Source organism: Actinomyces sp. Z5 (assembly GCF_003287795.1).
Taxonomy (GTDB): domain Bacteria; phylum Actinomycetota; class Actinomycetes; order Actinomycetales; family Actinomycetaceae; genus Actinomyces; species Actinomyces glycerinitolerans.
The window spans coordinates 1-19,109 of record NZ_QMIN01000021.1; the positions used below are offsets into that span (position 1 = coordinate 1).

Sequence of the window (19,109 nt, forward strand, 5' to 3'; positions counted from 1 at the left end):
ACCGATGTCCTGATACACCAAGTGTCACCGATGTCCTGAGGCAGAACTGTCACCGATGTCCTGAGACATCACACGCCGTTGTTGAGTTCCAGGGGTTCGAATAGCGGCGCGTACTTCGGGTTCATCTCACTCATCGTGGATGCCTCTCTATGGGATGGGTCCCGGCCGGTGCCGACCGGGCTTGCCTCCCACAACCCGTGGGACGCCGCGTCATATCCCGTTGGCGACCGTCTACCCGGTCACGTCATCGTCACCGGTCGCCTCGCGACACTCGCGATCCGCGCCGCTGCGGGCCGCTACGATTCGCAGAGTGACCGACGCTACTAAGCCCGCCTCGACCACCCTTCCCTTCGACGACGGCGCCACCTCGGACGCCGCCCCCGACCGCGAAGAGCTCACCTGGGAGCTGTTCGGCCGCGCCGAACGCGAACTGTCCGCGCAGATCGTGGCCTCTGGCTGGGTGCCGGACCTGATCATCGCCATCGCCCGCGGCGGCCTGATCCCCGCCGGCGCCATCGGCTACGCGATCGGCATCAAGGCCATGGGCGCCATCAACGTGGAGTTCTACACCGGGGTGGGCCAGACGCTGGAGGAGCCGGTGGTACTGCCACCGCTCATGGACGCCTCGGACCTGCCCGGCAAGAAGGTGCTGGTGGTCGACGACGTGGCCGACTCCGGCAAGACCCTGAAGATGGTCATGGAGCTGCTGCAGCACCGGGGTCTCGACCTGGGCGGTGAGACCGTGGCCGTGGACGCCCGCAGCGCGGTGATCTACCGCAAGCCGCGCAGCATCTTCGCGCCGGACTACTGCTGGCGGGTGACCGATAAGTGGATCAACTTCCCCTGGTCGGTCCTGCCGGTCATCACGCCCTCGTCGCTGGACCAGGAGCAGACCGACCAGCTGGACGCACGCGTCGGGCGCTGAAGGGTCGCGACATGTGGACCGGGTACCGCACGACCCGCGTACTGGCCGCCGGTTACCTGCTCGTGGTCCTATTCGCGGTGCTGTGGCCATCGGGAGGGGACGTCGCCGCCGTCAAGGCCGGGTTGGGTCCCTGGTTCCTCACGCCGGCCGGAAAAGATATCGCCTTGAACCTCGCGATGCTGACGCCGCTGACCTTCCTGGCTTGCCTGGGCTGGCCACGCGTGCCCTGGTGGACGTGGGTGCTCGCGGGCTGTGCCCTCAGCCTGGGCGCGGAACTGATGCAGTGGGCCCTGCCGGCGCTCGACCGTCGGCCATCACTGTTCAACGTCATCCAGAACGGCGTCGGCGCCTGGTTGGGCGTTGCGCTGGCCGGGTTGCTGTCGCACCGCCGCCGGGCTAGCGGAACAGATACCCGCCGTGCCTAGGGTCGGCCGCCGCGGGGGTAGGTCTGCCCTCGGTTGCCGGGCCGCTGGGTGGGCCTGATCGGTTCCGACGCCGGTGCGAGCGGTCTGCTCTCGGGCGTCGGGCCGCCGGGCCTCGTCTCGTACACGAGTTCCTCGCGAATACACGAGTTTTAGAGCTTTGCGGGCGCCGAACACGTGCAAACCTCTAAAACTCGTGTATCTGACGCGAAGGCGTGTTCATGTCGGCACCTTCGACCGGGATAGGCCGGGTCCGGCGAACACGAAACCCGCATCGGTCTCGCCGAACACGACAAAGGCCCGGGCTGGTGAACCAGCTCCGGGCCTTCCCTGGTGCGCGGGGGGGGACTCGAACCCCCATGATCGCAAGATCACACGGACCTGAACCGTGCGCGTCTACCAATTCCGCCACTCGCGCGTCGACGTGTGTTGATGTTAGCGGCTCGCAGGCGTCTGCGTCCAATCCAGACCGCCGCCGCCGACCGTGAAACCGCTCACCCGCATGGCGGACCGCTTGCACGGCACACGGTCCGGCCGGGCGAGCAGCGCTCCCCACCCGCCCAGACTCCTCGGGCCAGGTTCCCGGTGACAGGGGGCGGCACCGAGTCCTCCCCGGCCGAGCCCCACACCTGCTCCGAGACACCAGCCCGGCTACGCCCAGCCGCCGCTCCGGGTAACGTCCCGATCGCAACACGGCCATCGCGCCCACCTTCCCGGTGTAAGCGCCTCACCCGTTACGATTGGGGCAGGTCACCCCTGGATTCCGTCCAGGCGTACACACGCCACGGGCAGTCCCAGTATCGTGGCCGAATCAGGCCGCGTGCCGGGCGCCCGCCCGCCTCGCGGACGGAAGCGGCGGCGCCGCAGCCGCTGTGAAACACACGGGGAGGTAGTCCATGGGTCTCCTGGACAAGTTCGAGAAGGGCGTCGGCAGCGTCGCCAATCGGGCCATGTCCCGGTTCTCCGATGACGTCGAGCCCATCGAGATCGCCTCGAAGCTGCGCGAGACGATGGACAAGCGCGCCGCCTCCTTCGCGCGCGACCGCTCCGTGGTGCCCAACGTCTTCCGCATCCACCTGGCCCCCAGCGACATCGAGCGCCTGAACACCTGGGGCATGGATGAGATGGTGCGGCAGATGGAGGAGACCGCCACCACCCACGCAGGCGAGCAGGGCTACTCCTTCGTCGGACCGGTTGACGTCTCCTTCATCCCCGACGTGGGCCTGACGCCCCCCAACATCGAGATCGACTCCTCCACCCGCCGTGGCGCCGCCGCACCCGCGGCCGCCGCCACCGCCTCCCCCACCCATCCCATCCTGGACATCGACGGGCAGCGCTACCTGCTCACCGGCCCGGTCACCGTGATCGGCCGCGGCAGCGAGGCGGACATCATCGTCGATGACTCCGGCGTCTCCCGCCGCCACCTGGAGATCCGCCTCACCCAGGGGCATGCGATCGCCACCGACCTCGGCTCCACCAACGGCACCTTCGTGGAGGGCCACCGGGTCGACGCCGCCACCCTCCTGGACGGCAACACGCTCACCATCGGCCGCACCCGGATCATGTTCTGGGACGGCACCCAAGGCACGGGAGCCAACGGGTGAGTGAGCTCGCGTTCACCATCGCCCGGCTGGGTTACCTAGTCCTGCTGTGGGTGTTCGTGTACTTCGTCGTACGCGTGCTGCGCCGCGACGTGGCCGACGTGTCTGCCACCCCGACCCGACGGCGAGGCCTGCGCCGGGACGCCGGCGCCGCGGCCGGCCGCAACCGCGGCCCCACCCGCCTGGTGATCACCGAGGGGCCCCTGGCGGGCTCCATGGTGCCCCTGACCCCCACCTCCATCACCATCGGACGCGACCAGAACTGCACGCTGGTGCTCAATGACTCCTACGCGTCCTCCCGACACGCCCGCGTATTCCCCAAGGACGGCGCCTGGTGGCTGGAGGACCTGTCCTCCACCAACGGCACCACGCTTGCGGGGCGGCCCGTGTACGGTGCCGTTGAACTGCCCGTCGGAGTGCCGGTGCGAATCGGCCAGACCACCTTGGAGCTGCGCCCATGACCATCTCCCTGCGCTATGCGGCCAGGAGTGACGTCGGGCTGGTCCGCGCCTCCAACCAGGACTCCGGCTACGCCGGCCCGCACCTGATGCTCCTGTGCGACGGCATGGGCGGCCCCGCCGGCGGAGACATCGCCTCCGCCGTCGCGGTGGAGCACCTGGTGCCGCTGGACGCCGACTCCCACCAGGCCGGCGAGTTGCTGGACCTGCTGCGAAGCGCCGTCCAGGAGGCGCACGCCGACCTGGTCTCGCTGTCCGCCGACAACCCCGACCTCGCGGGCCTGGGCACCACCTGCATCGCGATCATGCGCTCGGGCAACAAACTCGCCATGGTGCATGTGGGTGACTCGCGCGCCTACCTGCTGCGCGGCGGCGAACTCACCCAGGTCACCACCGACCACACCTTCGTGGAGTACCTGGTGGAAACCGGCCGTCTGACGCGCGAGCAGGCACGCCGACACCCGCAGCGCTCCGTGTTGCTGCGTGTGCTCGGCGACGCCGAGGGCGACGTCCAGCTGGACGAGTCCATCCGTGAGGCGGTGCCCGGCGACCGCTGGCTGCTGTGTTCCGACGGGCTGAGCGGTCCGGTCTCCGCCGACACCATCGGCGAGGTGCTGGCCACGGTCGATGACCCCGGCCAGGCGGGCGACCAGCTCATCGACCTGGCGCTGCGCGCCGGCGGTCCCGACAACGTCACCGTGGTGGTGTTCGACGTCGTCGAGAACGACCCCCAGCCGCAGACCGACACGCAGATCGTCGGCTCCGCAGCCAACCGCCGCGCCCGCCTGCGGCAGGCCGCCACGGGGGAGCAGCCCCCAGTCTCCGCGGATCCGCCGGACACTACCCCGGCGACGACGCCGGCCGCGAAGGCCGCCGCCCTGGTGGCGGGCCTGGACTCCGAACCGGCCCCCAGCGACACCACCGAGGAGGAGGCGATCGCCGCCCAGGCGCGAAGCCAGCTCGCCCGGCGCCGCAAACGTCGGCTGCGCTCGATCATCGCCACCCTGATCCTGGTGCTGGCCCTGCTCGGTGCGGGTGTCCTCGGCTACCAGTGGACCCAGTCCCAGTACTACGTGACCACGCTGGACGACCGCGTCGTCATCTATCAGGGCATCCCGCAGGAGATCGGTCCGATCTCCCTCAGCCACGTGGTCCAGACCTATGACGAGCCCACCGTTGATGCGCTGAATTCACAGATTCTGGCTACCCTTGAGCGGACCGTGCAGCAGCCCTCCCTGGACGCCGCCCACCAGTACGTGCGCACCACGGTGATGGATAACCTGGTTCAGGAGCCGGTGGCCACCCCCACCCCAGTACCGACCGCGACCCCGACGCCGACCGCGACCGCTACGCCGACGCCGACGGCCACCCAGGCCCCCACGTCCGCATCCAGCCGGGGCGCCGGCTCCTCCTCCACCCGCGCCCTGGGCCCCGCCGCGCCGGGGCAGCGGGAGTCGAGCACATGACCTCCCCCGCCCGTCCCGCATCGGTTCCGGCCTCGGCGTCGTCGCGCCACACGGGCCGCTGGGCCGAGGCCGGCCTGCTGCTGATCGCCCTGGTCATCGGCCTGACCGCCTTCGTGCTGACGACCCTCAACCGCACCGGCGCATCCCCCGCCCAGTCGCTGCGGCTGGCGGCGGCCCTGACCGCGGTGTGCCTGGTGGTTCACCTGTGGGTGCGCCGCACCGCCCCATGGGCGGACCCGGTGCTGCTGCCGACGGCGGTCGCCCTCAACGGCATCGGCCTGGCCATGATCCACCGACTGGACCTGTCCTACGAGCGCACCGGGCAGGTTCACGACTACGGCACCAAGCAGGCGATATGGACCGCCCTGGGGGTGATCCTGTTCTGCCTGGTGCTGTTGATGCGCGACCACCGGTTGCTGCGCCGTTGGGACACTTGGGCCATGTGGGGCGGCCTGGGCTTCCTGGTGCTGCCGTTCGTGCCCGGGCTGGGCACGGAGGTCAACGGCGCCCGCATCTGGATTCACCTGGGACCGATGTCCTTCCAGCCGGCGGAGCTGACCAAGGTGCTGCTGGCGATCTTCTTCGCCTCCTACCTGGTCTCCAACCGGGACAACCTGGCCCTGGCGGGTCGGCGGGTGCTGGGAATGAACCTGCCGCGCGCCCGGCACCTGGCGCCCCTGCTGGTGGTGTGGGGCGTAAGCATCCTGGTGCTGGTGCTGCAGCGGGACCTGGGCTCCTCGGTGCTGCTGTTCGGCCTGTTCGTGGTCACCCTGTACGTGGCCACCGACCGGCCCAGCTGGCTGGTGATCGGCGCCGCCCTGTTCCTGCCCGCCGCCTGGTTCGCCGCCACCCACCTGGCCCACGTGCAGCAGCGCATCACCGCCTGGCTGCACGCCATGGACCCGTCCGTCTACGAGATGCCGGGCGGTTCCTGGCAGCTGGTGACCGGCCTGTTCGGCATGGCCTACGGCGGGTTGATGGGCACCGGCTGGGGTGAGGGCTATCCGAACCTGACCACCTTCGCCAACTCCGACTTCATCGTCGCCTCCCTGGGTGAAGAACTGGGACTGACGGGCACGCTCGCCATCCTCATGCTCTACCTGATCCTGGTGCAGCGGGGTCTGCGCACCGCCCTGGCCCTGCGGGACGGCTTCGGCAAGCTGCTGGCCACCGCCCTGTCCTTCACCATCGCCCTGCAGGTGTTCGTGGTGGTCGGCGGAGTCACCCGGCTGATCCCGCTGACCGGCCTGACCACCCCGTTCCTCGCCTACGGCGGCTCCTCGCTGATCGCCAACTGGATCATTCTGGCGCTGCTGGTGCGCCTGTCCGACGCCGCCCGTCGCCCCGCCGCGGCCGCCCCCCGCATCATCGACACCGCCGACCTGCCCACCTCCCTGCGCAAGCAGGTGCAGGACGCCGACGACGCGCCCACCCCGGCCCGACCCGAGGCGGCCCCCGAGCGGGCCGACGCCGAACCGCCCGCCTTTGCTCCCCACCGTCCCGCGGATGAGGAGGGTGACGCATGAACCGGCAGATCCGCCAGGTCACCGTGCTGGTGCTGGTCATGGTGCTGGCCCTGGCAGCCTCCCTGACCAGCGTGCAGGGGCTGAACCGGCCGGCCCTGTGGGAGTCCTCCTCCCAGCAGGGCACACTGACCACGGACTCGCGCAACGCCCGCATGGTCTACGCCCAGTTCGGCACCGACCGGGGCCAAATCCTGGCCGGCGACACCGTGATCGCCGACTCCGAACCCTCCGACGACGCCTACACCTACCAGCGCACGTACCCGGGCGGGCAGTTGTACGCCCCGCTGACCGGCTACTTCTCCACCTCCTTCTCCTCCATGACCGGGCTGGAGCTGACCGCGAACTCGGTGCTCAACGGGGAGGACCCCTCCCTGTTCTCCAGCCGCATCAAGTCCCTGGTGACCGGGGAGACCCAACAGGGTGGCGCCATCAAGCTGACCATCGACCCGCAAGTGCAGCAGGCCGCCTGGGATGCGCTGGGCGGCAGGCGGGGCGCCGTGGTGGCCCTGGACCCGTCCACCGGCGCGATCCTGGCCCTGGTCTCCTCCCCCTCCTACGATCCCAACCTGCTGGCCGCCCACGACTCCGACACCGTCCAGTCGGCCTGGGAGTCCCTGAACGATGACCCCGCCAAACCGTTGGTCAACCGGGCCATCGGTGGGGACCTGTACCCGCCGGGATCCACCTTCAAGATCCTGACCACCGCCGCCGCGCTACGCACCGGGGAGGCGAGCGCGGATACGGAGATGGACGCGCCGGACACCCTCACCCTGCCGGGCACCAACCACGCCCTGTCCAACTACGCCGGCGAGTCCTGTGGCAACGGCACCGTCACCCTGGCCGAGGCATTCGCCCAGTCCTGCAACACTCCCTTCGCCCAGTTGGCCATGGATGTGGGCGACGACGAGCTCGCCACGGAGGCCGCCAACTGGGGCTTCGGCGAGGACCTGGACATACCGCTGACGGTCACCCCGTCCACCTACCCGGCCAACGACTCGCAGGCACAGACCGCCATGGCCGGCATCGGGCAGGCCTCCGTGCGGGTCACGCCGCTGATGATGGCGACGGTGGCCGCCACCATCGCCAACGGCGGCGACCAGATGACCCCCTACCTGATCGCTCAAACGCTCGACTCCGACCTGTCGGTCGTGTCTACCGCCACGCCGAAGGTGGCCCGCACACCGATCGACTCCTCCACGGCGCAGACCCTGTCGGAGCTGATGCAGCAGGCGGTCACCGACGGCACCGGCACCACCGCGCAGGTTGCCGGCGTGACGGTGGCCGGAAAGACCGGCACCGCCGAGACGGGATCGGCCGAGGGCGGCCCGGTCACCTGGTTCGTCGGCTTCGCCGGCACGGACATCGCCGATCCCACCGTCGCCGTCGCCGTCGTGCTCGACGGCGGTGAGCAGACCGCCACCACCGGCACCGGCGGTTCGGTCGCCGGCCCGATCGCCGCCTCCGTGATCGACGCGGCGGTGGACCAGTGAAACCCGAACCCGGTCTAGAGCTGCAGGGCCGCTACCAGCTGGTTGAGCGCATCGCCCTGGGCGGCATGGGCGAGGTGTGGCGCGCCACCGACCTGCGTTCCGGTCGGGCGGTGGCCGCGAAGATCCTGCGCCCGGAACTGGCCGGGGATGAGATCTTCCTGTCCCGCCTGCGCGCCGAGGCCGCCAACTCTCGCGGCCTACGCCACCCGAACCTGGCGGTGGTGCTGGACTCCGGGGAGCGGCACGGCTCCGGCTGGATCGTCATGGAGCTGGTGCAGGGACGCGCCCTGTCGGACATCCTGGCCGAACGGGGCACCATGCCGCCGGAGGAAATCCTGCCGATCCTGGCGCAGGTCGCCCGCGCCCTGCAGGTGGTGCACGACTCCGGCGTGGTGCACCGCGACGTCAAGCCCTCCAACATCCTGATCAACCGGGAGGGACTGGCCAAGCTCACCGACTTCGGCATCTCCATGGGCGTCAATCAGCGCCCCATGACCGCCACCGGCATGGTCATGGGCACCGCCCAGTACCTGGCCCCAGAGCAGGCCATGGGCAACATGGCCACCCCCTCCGGGGACCTGTACGCGCTGGGGGTCATCGCCTACGAGGCCCTGGCCGGGCACCGCCCCTTCACCGGCTCCACGCAGGTGGACATCGCCTTCGCCCACGTCAACCAGCCGGTGCCGCCGCTGCCCGACCACCTGCCGGCAGAGGTGCGCGAGGTGGTGATGGAGCTGCTGGCCAAGAAGCCGGCAGACCGCCCCCGTTCGGCCCGCGAACTGGCCCGCCGCCTGGACCGGATCGTGATCAACCTTCCCGCGGAGTCCTGGGACCCGCGCGAGGCGCCCACCTGGACCGCGACCGGCCGCATCGCCGCCGCGGTTTCAGCGGTTGCGACGGACGTCGACTCCCGGGCAGTGGACGCCGCCGGGACCACATCCGCGCCGCCGGCCGACCCGGCACCCGCCCGCACCGCGGCGCCGGCGGCTGCGACCGCCCTCGCCGCCTCCCCCCAGTCATCCACCCCCACCACCCGCACCATCCCGGCCGCGGACCGCACCCGCACCGCCGCCGCCAGCGCCTCAAGCCCGGCGACGGCGTCGACCCGGCATGCCTCGGGCCGCGAGCGCTTCGGCCTGCCGGCCGGCACCATCCGCATCGTGGTCACCATCCTGATCCTGCTCATGCTGCTGGTGGCGGCAGGTACCCTTGCTTCAGCGCACTCGGGCGCCTCCCGTGATCATGCGGTCGTGTCCACCACCTCTTCAAAGGAGGCACTGTGACGATTCAGTCCCCTCAGCAGATGCTTGCCGGACGTTATGAGCTCCGCGAGCTCATCGGCCGCGGCGGCATGGCCGAGGTCCACCTCGGCTACGACACCCGCCTGAGCCGAATCGTCGCCATCAAGCTGCTGCGCTCGGACATCGCCGGTGACCCGACCTTCCAGGCGCGCTTCCGCCGGGAGGCGACGTCGGCGGCCGCGCTGAACCACCCGGCGATCGTGGCCGTGTACGACTCCGGTGAGGAGGAACTGACCCAGCCCGACGGCACCCGCCGCGCGGTCCCCTTCATCGTTATGGAGTACGTGGAGGGGCACACGGTGCGCGAACTGCTGGGCGAGGGCGAGGCCGTACCCATCTCCGAGGCCGTGGAGATCACCACCGGCGTGCTGGATGCCCTGGAGTACTCCCACCGGGCCGGCATCGTGCACCGCGACATCAAGCCCGGCAACATCATGCTGACCCAGGCCGGCGCCGTGAAGGTCATGGACTTCGGCATCGCCCGCGCAGTGGAGGACTCCGCCGCCACCGTCACCCAGACGCACGCCGTGGTCGGCACCGCCCAGTACCTGTCCCCCGAGCAGGCCCGCGGCGAGGTGGTTGACGCCCGCAGCGACCTGTACTCCACCGGCTGCCTGCTGTACGAGCTGCTGACCGGCCAGCCGCCGTTCACCGGCGACTCCGCGGTGGCGATCGCCTACCAGCACGTGCGGGAGATCCCCAAGCCGCCGTCGTCGATCGCGGCCGACATCCCCGACTCCCTGGACCGGGTGGTGCTCAAAGCCCTGGCCAAGAACCGGGATGACCGCTACCAGGATGCCGCCCACATGCGGGCGGACCTGCTGGCGGCCGCGCGCGGCCTGGATGTGGCCGCACCCGCCACCGACTCCTGGGCGGCCACCACCGTGCTCCCGCAGGAGGCCGAGGCCGCCGCGGCCGCCCCCTCCCCGCAGGAGCAGACGCCCGCGGAGGAGGAGGAGCAGCCGCGCCGTCGCTGGTGGGTGTGGGCGCTCGTGCTGGTGGCCCTGATCGCCCTGGGCACGCTGCTGGGCCTGTACGCCTCCGGGGTTCTGGGCCGCGGTCCCGAACCGACGCCGACGCCGTCCGCCACGGCCGTGGCCGTGCCGAGTGTGTCCGGCATGAGCGAGTCCGATGCCCAGTCGGCCATCGAGAACCTGGGCCTGGTTTACGAGAAGGGCGACGACGTCAACTCCGACACGATCGATGCGGGCCTGGCGGTCTCCAGCGACCCGGGCGAGGGCACCTCGGTGCTGCTTGGGTCGACGGTCACCGTGCACTTCTCCTCCGGCTCGGCCATGGTGAGCGTGCCCGACGTGTCCGGCCAATCCCAGGCCGACGCGCGCACGGCGATCACCAACGCGGGCCTGAGCGTGGGCGACGTGACCACCGAGGACTCCACCGAGGTCGCCTCCGGCGCGGTCATTCGCACCGACCCGGTGGCAGGCACCTCGGTTGAGCGCGGCTCGTCGGTATCCCTGGTGGTGTCCTCCGGTAAGACCACGGTGCCGAACGTTATCGGCATGACCCAGGACGAGGCGCAGTCCGCGATCACGGCGGCGGGACTGACCTACAACAGCTCCACGGTGGAGGGAACCACCGACGACGAGAGCAAGGACGATCAGTACATTGTCACCGCAGTGGACCCGAGCGAGGGCAACAGCGTGGACGCGAACAGCTCGGTGACACTCACCATTACTCACTACACGTACAAGGCTCCGGCCACGGCCACTCCCGAGCCGACTTCGGACACCGTGACACCGGCCGCCGAACCGACCACCAACGACACTGCCGGCGATAACGGCTAGAGCCCAGGCCGAGCCGCCGGCGGGCGAGCGCGGTCGCCGTCGCAGCCGCAGACGTTCGGCTAGACGGTCGCCTCGCCGGACAGGTTCCAGACCTCGTTGGCCCAGGGGAAGACGACCTCGAACAGGAACAGCACCACTGCCGCCGCGAGGATGAGCGCCTCGAGGGCGCGCAGCCATGTCGGCCCGGGCAGGTGGCGCCAGATCCACCCGTACATCAGTTGACCCCCTCGTCGTTCAGCACTGAGGCCGGACGGCCCTCGGAGCGTTCCATCCAATACTCGAACTTGGCGTGGGTGACCCAGCGGTGGTCGTTGCCCCACTCGCCGACGGTCAGGGAGTGGCAGGTGGTCATGGTCAGCATGCGCTCGGTGGGAGCCTCGCCGGGCCGGCCGGGCACCGGCGCGATGACGTCCACGTCGGTCGGCTCGACGATCTCATGACTGGTGACCGTGTACACGTACCAGGTGTCCCTGGTGGCGACGATGATCTCGTCGCCCTCCTCCAGCAGGTCGATGCGACGGAACGAATTGCCGTTGGTGCGGCGGTGGCCGGCGATGGCGAAGTTGCCGACGGCGCCCAGCTGCTGGGTGTCGGGATAGTGACCGGCGGCGGCCTGGTCGAGCACGTCGGCGCCGATGCCCTCCAGGATCGGCATGTTGTTGTTCGTGATGCCGTACCACTTGGGGACAACCAGCATGCCGATCACCTCCCCGTAGCCGACGGGTGCCACCTCGGGTGGGTCGTCGTAGTGGCGGGTGCCCTCCACGTTCGGCGACTCGACCTGGGTCTGGGTGAAGTCGGCGGCGACGGCGTCGGCCTTCGCGGTGGCATCCAGGCCGGTCCACCACAGCTGCCACACCAGGAACAGCGCGACCACCAAACCGGCGGTGATCAGCAGTTCCCCGAGCCCGAGTAGGAGCGAGTTGACTACGCTCCGTCGCCGCCGGGCGTGCCGCCTGTGCCTCGCCGTCATGATGCTCTGTTACTTCCAGCGCAGCAGGCCGAGGAATCCGACCAGCATGATGGCGAAGCCGAGGTACAGGTTGCCGTTCACCAGCCAGTCGCTGGCGTGGTTCTCCACGAAGTACGGCAGCGGATAGGCACCCTTGAACAGGTAGGTGATCACCACCCACAGCAGACCGACCACCAGGAACGTGACCATCATCGGCGCGTACCAGCGGGGCGAGCCCGTCTCCTTGACCTTCCGGGGCACGCGGGAGACCCGGTTGGCGGCGGCCCGGGACTCCTCCATGCGGGCCCGCTCCGCGGCGGCGCGCTTGGCCGGGTTGCCGGAACGCTCCGGGCGGGGGTGCTTGGCGTCGCCGGCCCTACCCCGCGGCTTGAGCTTCGACCCGGCCTTGGTTTTGGCCTTGACGTCGCCCTTGTCGGCGGCTTTCCCGGAGCCCTGGTCCGTCTGGTTCTGCGTCCGCGCCACGCGCATCTCCTCACTGGTCACCGGGCCACGACGGCGGCCCGCGACTTCAAGCTTGCTGGACCCTAGCCTAAGCGATTGCCGATCACACGCCGGCTGATCTGCGCGGCGGGTGGAACCGCGGCCGACTCAACGGGTCAGATCTGCACCCGGTCCGGGTGGGAGCCGGTACGCAGGCCACGGTCCAGGGCGTCGACGGCGGCCATCTGTGCGTCGGTGAGCTCAAAGCCGAATACGTCGGCGTTGGCGCGCATGCGCTCGGGATGCGTGGTCTTGGGGATGACCACCAGTCCGTGCTGCAGGTGCCAGCGGATGATGACCTGGGCGGGGGTGACGTCCATTTCGGCGGCCAGGCGCGCCAGCTCGGGGTCATCCAGTACTCGACCGCGGCCCAGCGGTGACCAGGATTCGGTGATGATGCCGAGTTCGTCGTCGACGGCGCGCAACTCGGTCTGGTTCAGGTAGGGGTGCAGTTCGATCTGGTTGACGGCGGGAGTGACTCCGGTGGCGTCGATGATGGTGTGCAGGTGCTCGGGCTGGTAGTTGGATACGCCGATGGCGCGCACACGCCCGGAGTTGAGGATCTCAATCATGGTGCGCCAGGTGTCCACCAGGTCGATGCCGGGTGAGGCGGCCAGCGGCCAGTGCACCAGGAACAGGTCCAACACGTCCAGGCCCAGGTCCGCCATGGTGGCGTCAAAGCTGCGCAGGGCGTCGTCACGCCGGTGGTTGGGGTTGTTGAGCTTTGAGGTGATCCACAGCTGTTCGCGCGGAATGCCGGAGGCCGCCAGGGCCCGGCCGACGCCGGCCTCGTTGCCGTACATCTGGGCGGTGTCGATATGCCGGTAGCCGACCGCGAGGGCGGCGGTGACGGCGCGCTCGGCGTCGGGACCGGTGACCTTGTAGGTGCCGAATCCGAGCTGGGGGATCGCGACGGGTTCGGCTCCAGACGTGCCCTGGCGGAGCGTCAGAGCCTTTGCGGGAAGGGCGGTGCTCATGCTGTCAGCCTAGCGACGCCGGCGTGAGCACGGCTACACCCCTGGTGGCGGACTGCAGGGCCGAGGCCACGGCGTAGGAGGGCGGGTCGATCCGGACGCACGACGGCGCCCACCCGCCAGGACGTGGCGGGGGGACGCCGTCGTGAGGCTGCGGACGGCGCCGATGCACGGCGATGGCGCGCGGATCGGGGACTCAATTCCGCCGACCCGGGGCCGACGCGCTACTCGGCCGCGGGCGGCTCGGGCGCCTCGGACGGCTTCTCCTCGGCCGCGGGGGTCGACTCGTCGGTGGAATCGGCCCAGTACTCCTCGGCCCAGGGGTCTTCCACGGGCTGACTGCGGCGCCAGACCACGTAGGCGGCGCCGGCGGCGCAGCCGGCGACGGCGAGCCAGCAGAACGTCTTGAGAACGGGGTGCTTCTTCTTCACTGGTACCTCCGGTGTCAGCGCCGCTTCCTTGGCGGCGACGGCGATGCGCTGGGCACGCTCGGTCAGCGTGCCCTCGGTGTTGGCGGCCTCCTGGGCGGCTAGGGCGGCACGCTGGGCGGCGGGAACGTACTCCTCGATCACCCGCACGCGAGCGCCCTCGGCGGCGCGCTGGGCGGCGGGAACATATTCCTCCACCACCCGGGTGCGCGCCTCCTCGACGACCGGCTGCGCGCGCAACTGTGCCTCCTTGGCGGCCTTGGCGAACTCCTCCCGGGCGCGGTTGACGCGAGGCGCCGCCCAGCCTGCGGCACGGCCGGCCTGAGCCGCCAGGCTGTCCGCGAGCGTGGTCGCCTCCTGGCGGGCCCGATCGAGGTCGATCTTCTTGTCGAGGATGTAAGCCATTTCGGTCTCCCTGCTCGGAACGATGAGGTGGTTCACCTCAATGGTGGCACTGTAACGCAGGTCGCACCCATGAAGCTGGGTGCCGTTCTGCCTGGGGTGAACACCGGGTCCCGGGATCCTCCCGCTCTCCCGTGCGACGATGCGGGCATGGAAGCGACCATCGAAGCGACACTCCACACCAACCTCGGCGACATCCGACTCGAGCTGTACCCCGAGCAGGCGCCGCAAACCGTCTCCAACTTTGTTGGCCTGGCCACCGGTGAGAAGACCTGGACCGACCCGCGCACCGGCGCGCAGTCCAACGCCCCCCTGTACGAGGGCGTCGTCTTCCACCGGGTGATCCCCGGTTTCATGATCCAGGGCGGCGACCCGCTGGGCACCGGCACGGGCGGCCCCGGCTACGTCTTCGATGACGAGATCGACCCCTCGCTGACCTTCGCCGCCCCCTACGTCCTGGCCATGGCCAACGCCGGCCGGCGCCTGGGCAAGGGCACCAACGGCTCCCAGTTCTTCATCACCACTGCCCCCACCGAGTGGCTGCAGGGCAAGCACACGATCTTCGGAGCCGTGGCCGACGACGCCTCCCGCCAGGTCGTGGACGCCATCTCGGCGGTAGCCACCGACCCGCGGGATCGTCCCCTGGATGACGTCGTCATCACCTCCGTCACCATTCAGCGGTGAGGCGGGCCCAGCGTCGTCGAGACGGGAGCGATTCATGACCGATTCGAACCCGCAGGTCGGCGCCCCACCCGTCTGCCCGCGGCACCCGGATCGGGTGGCCTATGTGCGCTGTCAGCGCTGCGGCCGCCCGGCGTGCCCGGAGTGTCAAGTACCCAGCGCCGTCGGCATCCACTGCGTGGACTGCGCCCGCCGGTCCAGTTCCGGCCGTCGCGGCGTACGCACCGCCCTGGGCGGCCGCCCGGTGGCCGACGCGTTGGTGGCCAAACTCCTGGTGGGTGCCTGTGTGATCGTGTACGTGGGGCAGCTGGTCTACCCGGCAATCACCGGCTGGTTCGACTTCGTGCCCGCACTCGCGGCGACTCAACCGTGGCGCTTCCTATCCACGGCCCTGCTGCACGGTTCGCTGGCACACCTTGGCCTGAACATGTGGGCACTGTGGGTGCTCGGCAATACCCTCGAGCCGCTGCTGGGGCGCTGGAGATTCATCTGTCTGACTGCTCTGAGTGCGCTCGGCGGCTCGACGGCGATCTACTGGCTGGCATCGCCGAGCTCGACATCGTGGATCTCCGGGACAGTGGGTGCGTCCGGCGCCATCTTCGGGCTGTTCGCGGCCGTATTCGTCATCCAGCGGCGCTTCGGGCGCGACACCTCGACCATCGTCGGCCTGCTCGTGATCAATGTGTTGATCTCGGTACTGGGAACCAACATCTCCTGGCAGGGACACCTGGGCGGTTTTCTCACCGGCCTGCTCCTGGCCGCGATCTACGCCTGGGCGCCGCGGGAGCGCCGCACCGCCGTGGGCGTATGGGGGACCGTGGGCGTGGCTGTGCTACTGGTGGCCCTGGCCGCCGCCCGCATTCTCCTGGTGTAGTCGCAAGACCAGTCACCGACCCGCGCCCCTGGGGACACCTGGCAACCCAGACCCGGATGCCGCTCCGGCTGGTGGAGGCTCTCGGGCACCTGGTCGTTGCTCGGCACCACCTCGGCACCTCCGCGGCGTCATCACACGTACGAGTTCCCGCCTACTTCGCCGTATCCACACACGAACCCACGGCTGTGGATTCTGGGGAAGCACATCCCTGTCATTCCTCCACACCTGTGGACACTCCTGGGGAAACACACCGATGTGGTTCTCCACAGGGTTGCGCACAGCTGGGGACGAATCGGCAAGATGCGCATATTCACGCCGAAAAACGGTTAACCCACAGCACGGGGATACGTCTGCCTCCCGCCTGTGCACACGCGCAGACAGCATCTGTGGATGCTCTGCCGGCTCGGAAGCATTCGGGGTGGGCCGCGGTCGATCAGCGCCGCGGCCCACCCCCGCCCTGCTTGCCGCTCAGAGAGTCAGCAAGACCTTGGTGGCGCGGCGCTCATCCATCGCCCGGTATCCCTCGGCCGCCTGCTCCAGTGGCAGAGTGAGGTCGAACACCTTGCCCGGATCGATCTTGCGCTCCCAGATGAGCCCGATCAGCTCGGGCAGGAAACGACGCACCGGCGCCGGACCCCCGTGCAGGTGAATCTCATCGAAGAACAGCTCATCGCCCGGAATCTGTACATCATGGGCAATGCCGACGAAGCCGACGTGTCCGCCCGGACGCACCGACTTGCGCGCCTGTGCGAAGGACTCGGCGGTGCCCACGGCCTCGATCACGCTGTGGGCTCCGAAACCATTGGTGAGTTCCTTTACCTTGGCGACGAAATCGTCTCCACGCTCCGCAAGCACGTCGGTGGCGCCGAACTCACGGGCCAAAGCCTGCCGATCGGCGTGACGACTGGAGACGATGATCCGCTCGGCCCCCAGCTCCTTGGCGGCCAGCACCCCCATCAGACCGACCGCGCCATCGCCGACGACGGCCACGGTCTTGCCCGGGCCGACTTCTGCGGCCACGGCGGCGAACCATCCGGTGCCCAGCACGTCGGAGGCCGCCAGCAAGGAAGGCACGATCTCCGGGTCAGGCTCGCCGGGGGGTCTTCACCAGCGTGCCATCAGCGAAGGGGATCCGGGCGTACTCGGCCTGGGTGCCGACGGTGTAGGCGACGAACTCCGCGTGCACGCACTTGGACTGGTAGCCGGCCTGGCAGATCTCACAGGTGTTATCGGAAATCACGAAAGATCCCACCACCGGGTCTCCGACCTTCAAGGTTGTCACCTCCGCACCGATCTCGGTGACAACGCCTACATACTCATGACCCATGACTTGGTGGCGACTGTCGTCTTCGCCGCGGTACGGCCACAAGTCCGAGCCACAGATGCAGGTGGCGGTGATGCGGATGATGGCGTCGGTCGGGTCAATGATCCGCGGGTCCTCGCGATCAATGACCTGGATATCACGAGGGCCTTCAAGAACTACTCCACGCATGATGTCCTCCGTATGTCTACTGGTGCTTCAAGGACCCGGGTCCCGAACCCGGAGCCCGCCGGGCCGTCCCGGCAGCCCTCAAGTTAAAACCCGCATCCGAGCGCTGGGAGACCCTGACAGGTTCCCCCAGCGGTTCAGCGCCAGGTGGCGGCCTGCTCGCCGCGAGCCCACGTGGGCAGTTTTCCCAGACGCTCTGCATCCACAGAGCCGGGTTCAGCGCTGTAAGTAACGATAGACAGGCCCTTCTCCCCGGGCATCTCGAAACCATCGAAGGTGACAGCGATCGGTCCCAGGTGGGGGTGAAGAAAGGTCTTGTGGCCGGAACGGTGTTCGTATACCTCCTGCCGAGCCCAGTCCTGTCGAAACAGCGCACTGCGGTCGGACAGCTCCTCGATGACGGCGGTTATCGCCTGGTTCAGTGGGTCGCGGCCGACATACAGCCGGAGCATGGCGGCTGTCATCCGACGCGCCTGGCCCCAGTCGCCGTAGTAGCTGCGCGCGCGGCTATCCAGGAAGATAAACCGGGCGATGTTGGGGCGATCAGCTGTGTCGAAATGCGGGTAGTACAGAGCTCTTCCACCCTCATTCGCCGCAACGATGTCATGTGCGGGGTTGTAGACGATGGCCGGCACTGACAGGTTGTTAAGCACACGCTGTACCGAGGGGCGCACGCCTTCCGCCGGGCTCTCCTCCAACCGTTGGGATGCCGGGACGAAGCCGCGGGCCAGATTGAACAGGTGGGACCGCTCGATGTCGTTCATCCGCAGCACCCGGGCGATGGACTCGAGCACGGCGTCGGATGCGCCCCGTATGCGGCCCCGTTCCAAGCGGGTGTAATAACCGGCACTCACCCCCGCCAACTGGGCTACTTCTTCGCGGCGCAGTCCCTTCACGCGGCGCCCGGGCGGCTACTCATTCCCCGGGGTTAGGGCGCGACGGCGGCGGCGTGCCGTTCTCGGATTCATCCACACCGTCGACGTCGGCGGGCACCACCTCGACGGTGACCTCGGCTACCATGGCGGCAACGACACCGATTGCGGCCAGCACCGTGATACCACCGACCACCGCGCGCTGGCGGTCAACGACACACTCAGAAAACCACGGCGACGATCAACCCTCATCCGTCACGACGTGCCGACGTAGAACATCCGCGAGTGGCGGCAGGTAGTTCTCAACAACCTCGCGGACTACAGCAACGTCGACACCAAAGTACTGGTTTACCAGTATGTTGCGGAAACCTCGTATCTGTTGCCATGCGATCTCGGGATGCTGATCGGTAACCTCGGCAGGCAGGTGATTCACTGCCTCGCCGATTATCTGGAGGTTACGCTCAATCGCATCCTCCGCCATATCTGCTACATCGACATCCTCACTTCCGAGAGCGTCCGCATACCGTCGGCATCTATCGATCGCTTGCAACGCATCGGTCACGCGCCGGGCTGAACTGCGACTCATAGCGGCACCGCCTCGACAAGCGCCGCTGCGGAGACCGGCCGTTTGAGCAACTGCACTGGGAACACGTCGACATCGTCTCGTCCGAAGAGGGCCCGCGTCTCCTCCATGAGTCCTGACGCGCGCATGAGCAGGTTGCCATCTGCAGGGTCCATCTCGACCAGAATGTCGATGTCGCTGTCAGCATCCGCCGTGCCGCGCGCAACGGAACCAAAAAGCCTGGGATTGGTCGCCCCGTACCGCGCGAGAAGGGCGAGAAAATCGTCCCGATGCGCCAAAACAAGCCGACGCAAGGCGACCGTCTCCGGCGTGGCAGTGGTCGCAGGCATGCTCTAACCATACCGACACTCACCCTGCGG

General features: G+C 68.9%; 19 protein-coding genes, 1 tRNA gene and 1 pseudogene. 11 read left to right on the forward strand and 10 right to left on the reverse strand.

From position 1 onward, the window contains the following. The first annotated feature begins 310 nt into the window (after positions 1-310). On the forward strand, positions 311-925 hold the full coding sequence (locus DRB06_RS02280) for a phosphoribosyltransferase (RefSeq protein WP_108965276.1): 615 nt from the start codon (positions 311-313) through the stop codon (positions 923-925). Positions 926-936: 11 nt separating this feature from the next. Next, complete coding sequence (locus DRB06_RS02285; protein WP_111819047.1) at positions 937-1,350, forward strand: VanZ family protein; 414 nt, start codon at positions 937-939, stop codon at positions 1,348-1,350. Positions 1,351-1,678: 328 nt separating this feature from the next. On the opposite strand, the gene DRB06_RS02290 is transcribed toward DRB06_RS02285, so the two are convergent. After that, positions 1,679-1,765: transfer RNA gene (locus tag DRB06_RS02290), tRNA-Leu, on the reverse strand. A gap of 478 nt (positions 1,766-2,243) precedes the next feature. Between DRB06_RS02290 and DRB06_RS02295 the strand changes: the two genes are divergently transcribed. From DRB06_RS02295 to pknB, 7 genes are read left to right on the forward strand one after another with little or no spacing between them, the layout of a single operon-like run. Next, a complete protein-coding gene (locus DRB06_RS02295; protein WP_073333487.1) occupies positions 2,244-2,951 on the forward strand; it encodes a DUF3662 and FHA domain-containing protein in 708 nt (235 codons plus the stop codon). Further along, on the forward strand, positions 2,948-3,409 hold the full coding sequence (locus DRB06_RS02300) for an FHA domain-containing protein (RefSeq protein WP_073333484.1): 462 nt from the start codon (positions 2,948-2,950) through the stop codon (positions 3,407-3,409). Before DRB06_RS02295 ends, DRB06_RS02300 begins: the two co-directional genes overlap by 4 nt. Further along, the gene (locus tag DRB06_RS02305) at positions 3,406-4,872 is read left to right on the forward strand and encodes a PP2C family serine/threonine-protein phosphatase (protein WP_111819048.1); all 1,467 of its coding nucleotides are present in this window, start codon (positions 3,406-3,408) and stop codon (positions 4,870-4,872) included. The genes DRB06_RS02300 and DRB06_RS02305 overlap by 4 nt, the downstream gene beginning before the upstream one ends. Next, the gene (locus DRB06_RS02310; protein ID WP_111819049.1) at positions 4,869-6,398 is read left to right on the forward strand and encodes an FtsW/RodA/SpoVE family cell cycle protein; all 1,530 of its coding nucleotides are present in this window, start codon (positions 4,869-4,871) and stop codon (positions 6,396-6,398) included. The genes DRB06_RS02305 and DRB06_RS02310 overlap by 4 nt, the downstream gene beginning before the upstream one ends. Beyond that, entirely contained in the window at positions 6,395-7,888 is a 1,494-nt protein-coding gene (locus tag DRB06_RS02315; RefSeq protein ID WP_073333479.1) for a penicillin-binding protein 2, read from the forward strand. The genes DRB06_RS02310 and DRB06_RS02315 overlap by 4 nt, the downstream gene beginning before the upstream one ends. Beyond that, on the forward strand, positions 7,885-9,171 hold the full coding sequence (locus DRB06_RS16800; protein WP_108965266.1) for a serine/threonine-protein kinase: 1,287 nt from the start codon (positions 7,885-7,887) through the stop codon (positions 9,169-9,171). The genes DRB06_RS02315 and DRB06_RS16800 overlap by 4 nt, the downstream gene beginning before the upstream one ends. Then, positions 9,168-10,994, forward strand: coding sequence for a Stk1 family PASTA domain-containing Ser/Thr kinase (gene pknB / locus DRB06_RS02325; RefSeq protein WP_108965264.1), 1,827 nt, complete (start codon positions 9,168-9,170; stop codon positions 10,992-10,994). Before DRB06_RS16800 ends, pknB begins: the two co-directional genes overlap by 4 nt. A 59-nt stretch (positions 10,995-11,053) precedes the next feature. Here pknB and DRB06_RS15990 read toward each other — a convergent pair whose 3' ends face one another. From DRB06_RS15990 to DRB06_RS02345, 5 genes are all read right to left on the reverse strand, one after another. After that, positions 11,054-11,209, reverse strand: a complete 156-nt coding sequence (locus DRB06_RS15990) for a hypothetical protein (RefSeq protein ID WP_170866533.1) — start codon at positions 11,207-11,209, stop codon at positions 11,054-11,056. Further along, positions 11,209-11,967, reverse strand: coding sequence for a class E sortase (locus DRB06_RS02330; RefSeq protein WP_108965263.1), 759 nt, complete (start codon positions 11,965-11,967; stop codon positions 11,209-11,211). The genes DRB06_RS15990 and DRB06_RS02330 overlap by 1 nt, the downstream gene beginning before the upstream one ends. Before the next feature lie 9 nt (positions 11,968-11,976). Then, positions 11,977-12,435: a cell division protein CrgA gene (locus DRB06_RS02335; RefSeq protein WP_083565959.1), complete on the reverse strand. Its 459-nt coding sequence runs from the start codon at positions 12,433-12,435 to the stop codon at positions 11,977-11,979. A 128-nt stretch (positions 12,436-12,563) separates the two neighbouring features. Continuing rightward, on the reverse strand, positions 12,564-13,424 hold the full coding sequence (locus DRB06_RS02340) for an aldo/keto reductase (RefSeq protein WP_111819050.1): 861 nt from the start codon (positions 13,422-13,424) through the stop codon (positions 12,564-12,566). Positions 13,425-13,645: 221 nt separating this feature from the next. Next, positions 13,646-14,254 carry a hypothetical protein gene (locus DRB06_RS02345; protein WP_170866532.1) on the reverse strand — a complete coding sequence of 203 codons (609 nt, stop codon included), beginning with the start codon at positions 14,252-14,254 and terminating at the stop codon, positions 13,646-13,648. Between the two features lie 147 nt (positions 14,255-14,401). Between DRB06_RS02345 and DRB06_RS02350 the strand changes: the two genes are divergently transcribed. Both DRB06_RS02350 and DRB06_RS02355 read left to right on the forward strand, forming a co-directional pair. Continuing rightward, positions 14,402-14,935: a peptidylprolyl isomerase gene (locus DRB06_RS02350; RefSeq protein WP_181575168.1), complete on the forward strand. Its 534-nt coding sequence runs from the start codon at positions 14,402-14,404 to the stop codon at positions 14,933-14,935. 34 nt (positions 14,936-14,969) lie between these two features. Then, positions 14,970-15,806 (forward strand): rhomboid family intramembrane serine protease, encoded by an 837-nt coding sequence (locus DRB06_RS02355; RefSeq protein ID WP_073333469.1) that lies wholly within the window; start codon positions 14,970-14,972, stop codon positions 15,804-15,806. 468 nt (positions 15,807-16,274) lie between these two features. Here the strand turns inward: DRB06_RS02355 and DRB06_RS02360 are convergent. From DRB06_RS02360 to DRB06_RS02375, 4 genes and pseudogenes are all read right to left on the reverse strand, one after another. Beyond that, positions 16,275-17,298, reverse strand: a pseudogene (locus tag DRB06_RS02360) (zinc-dependent alcohol dehydrogenase family protein). A gap of 134 nt (positions 17,299-17,432) precedes the next feature. After that, positions 17,433-18,191 (reverse strand): helix-turn-helix transcriptional regulator, encoded by a 759-nt coding sequence (locus DRB06_RS02365; RefSeq protein ID WP_108965255.1) that lies wholly within the window; start codon positions 18,189-18,191, stop codon positions 17,433-17,435. A 217-nt stretch (positions 18,192-18,408) separates the two neighbouring features. Next, positions 18,409-18,753 carry a DUF86 domain-containing protein gene (locus DRB06_RS02370; protein WP_111819051.1) on the reverse strand — a complete coding sequence of 115 codons (345 nt, stop codon included), beginning with the start codon at positions 18,751-18,753 and terminating at the stop codon, positions 18,409-18,411. After that, positions 18,750-19,079: a nucleotidyltransferase family protein gene (locus DRB06_RS02375; protein WP_073333459.1), complete on the reverse strand. Its 330-nt coding sequence runs from the start codon at positions 19,077-19,079 to the stop codon at positions 18,750-18,752. The genes DRB06_RS02370 and DRB06_RS02375 overlap by 4 nt, the downstream gene beginning before the upstream one ends. Positions 19,080-19,109 lie beyond the last annotated feature (30 nt).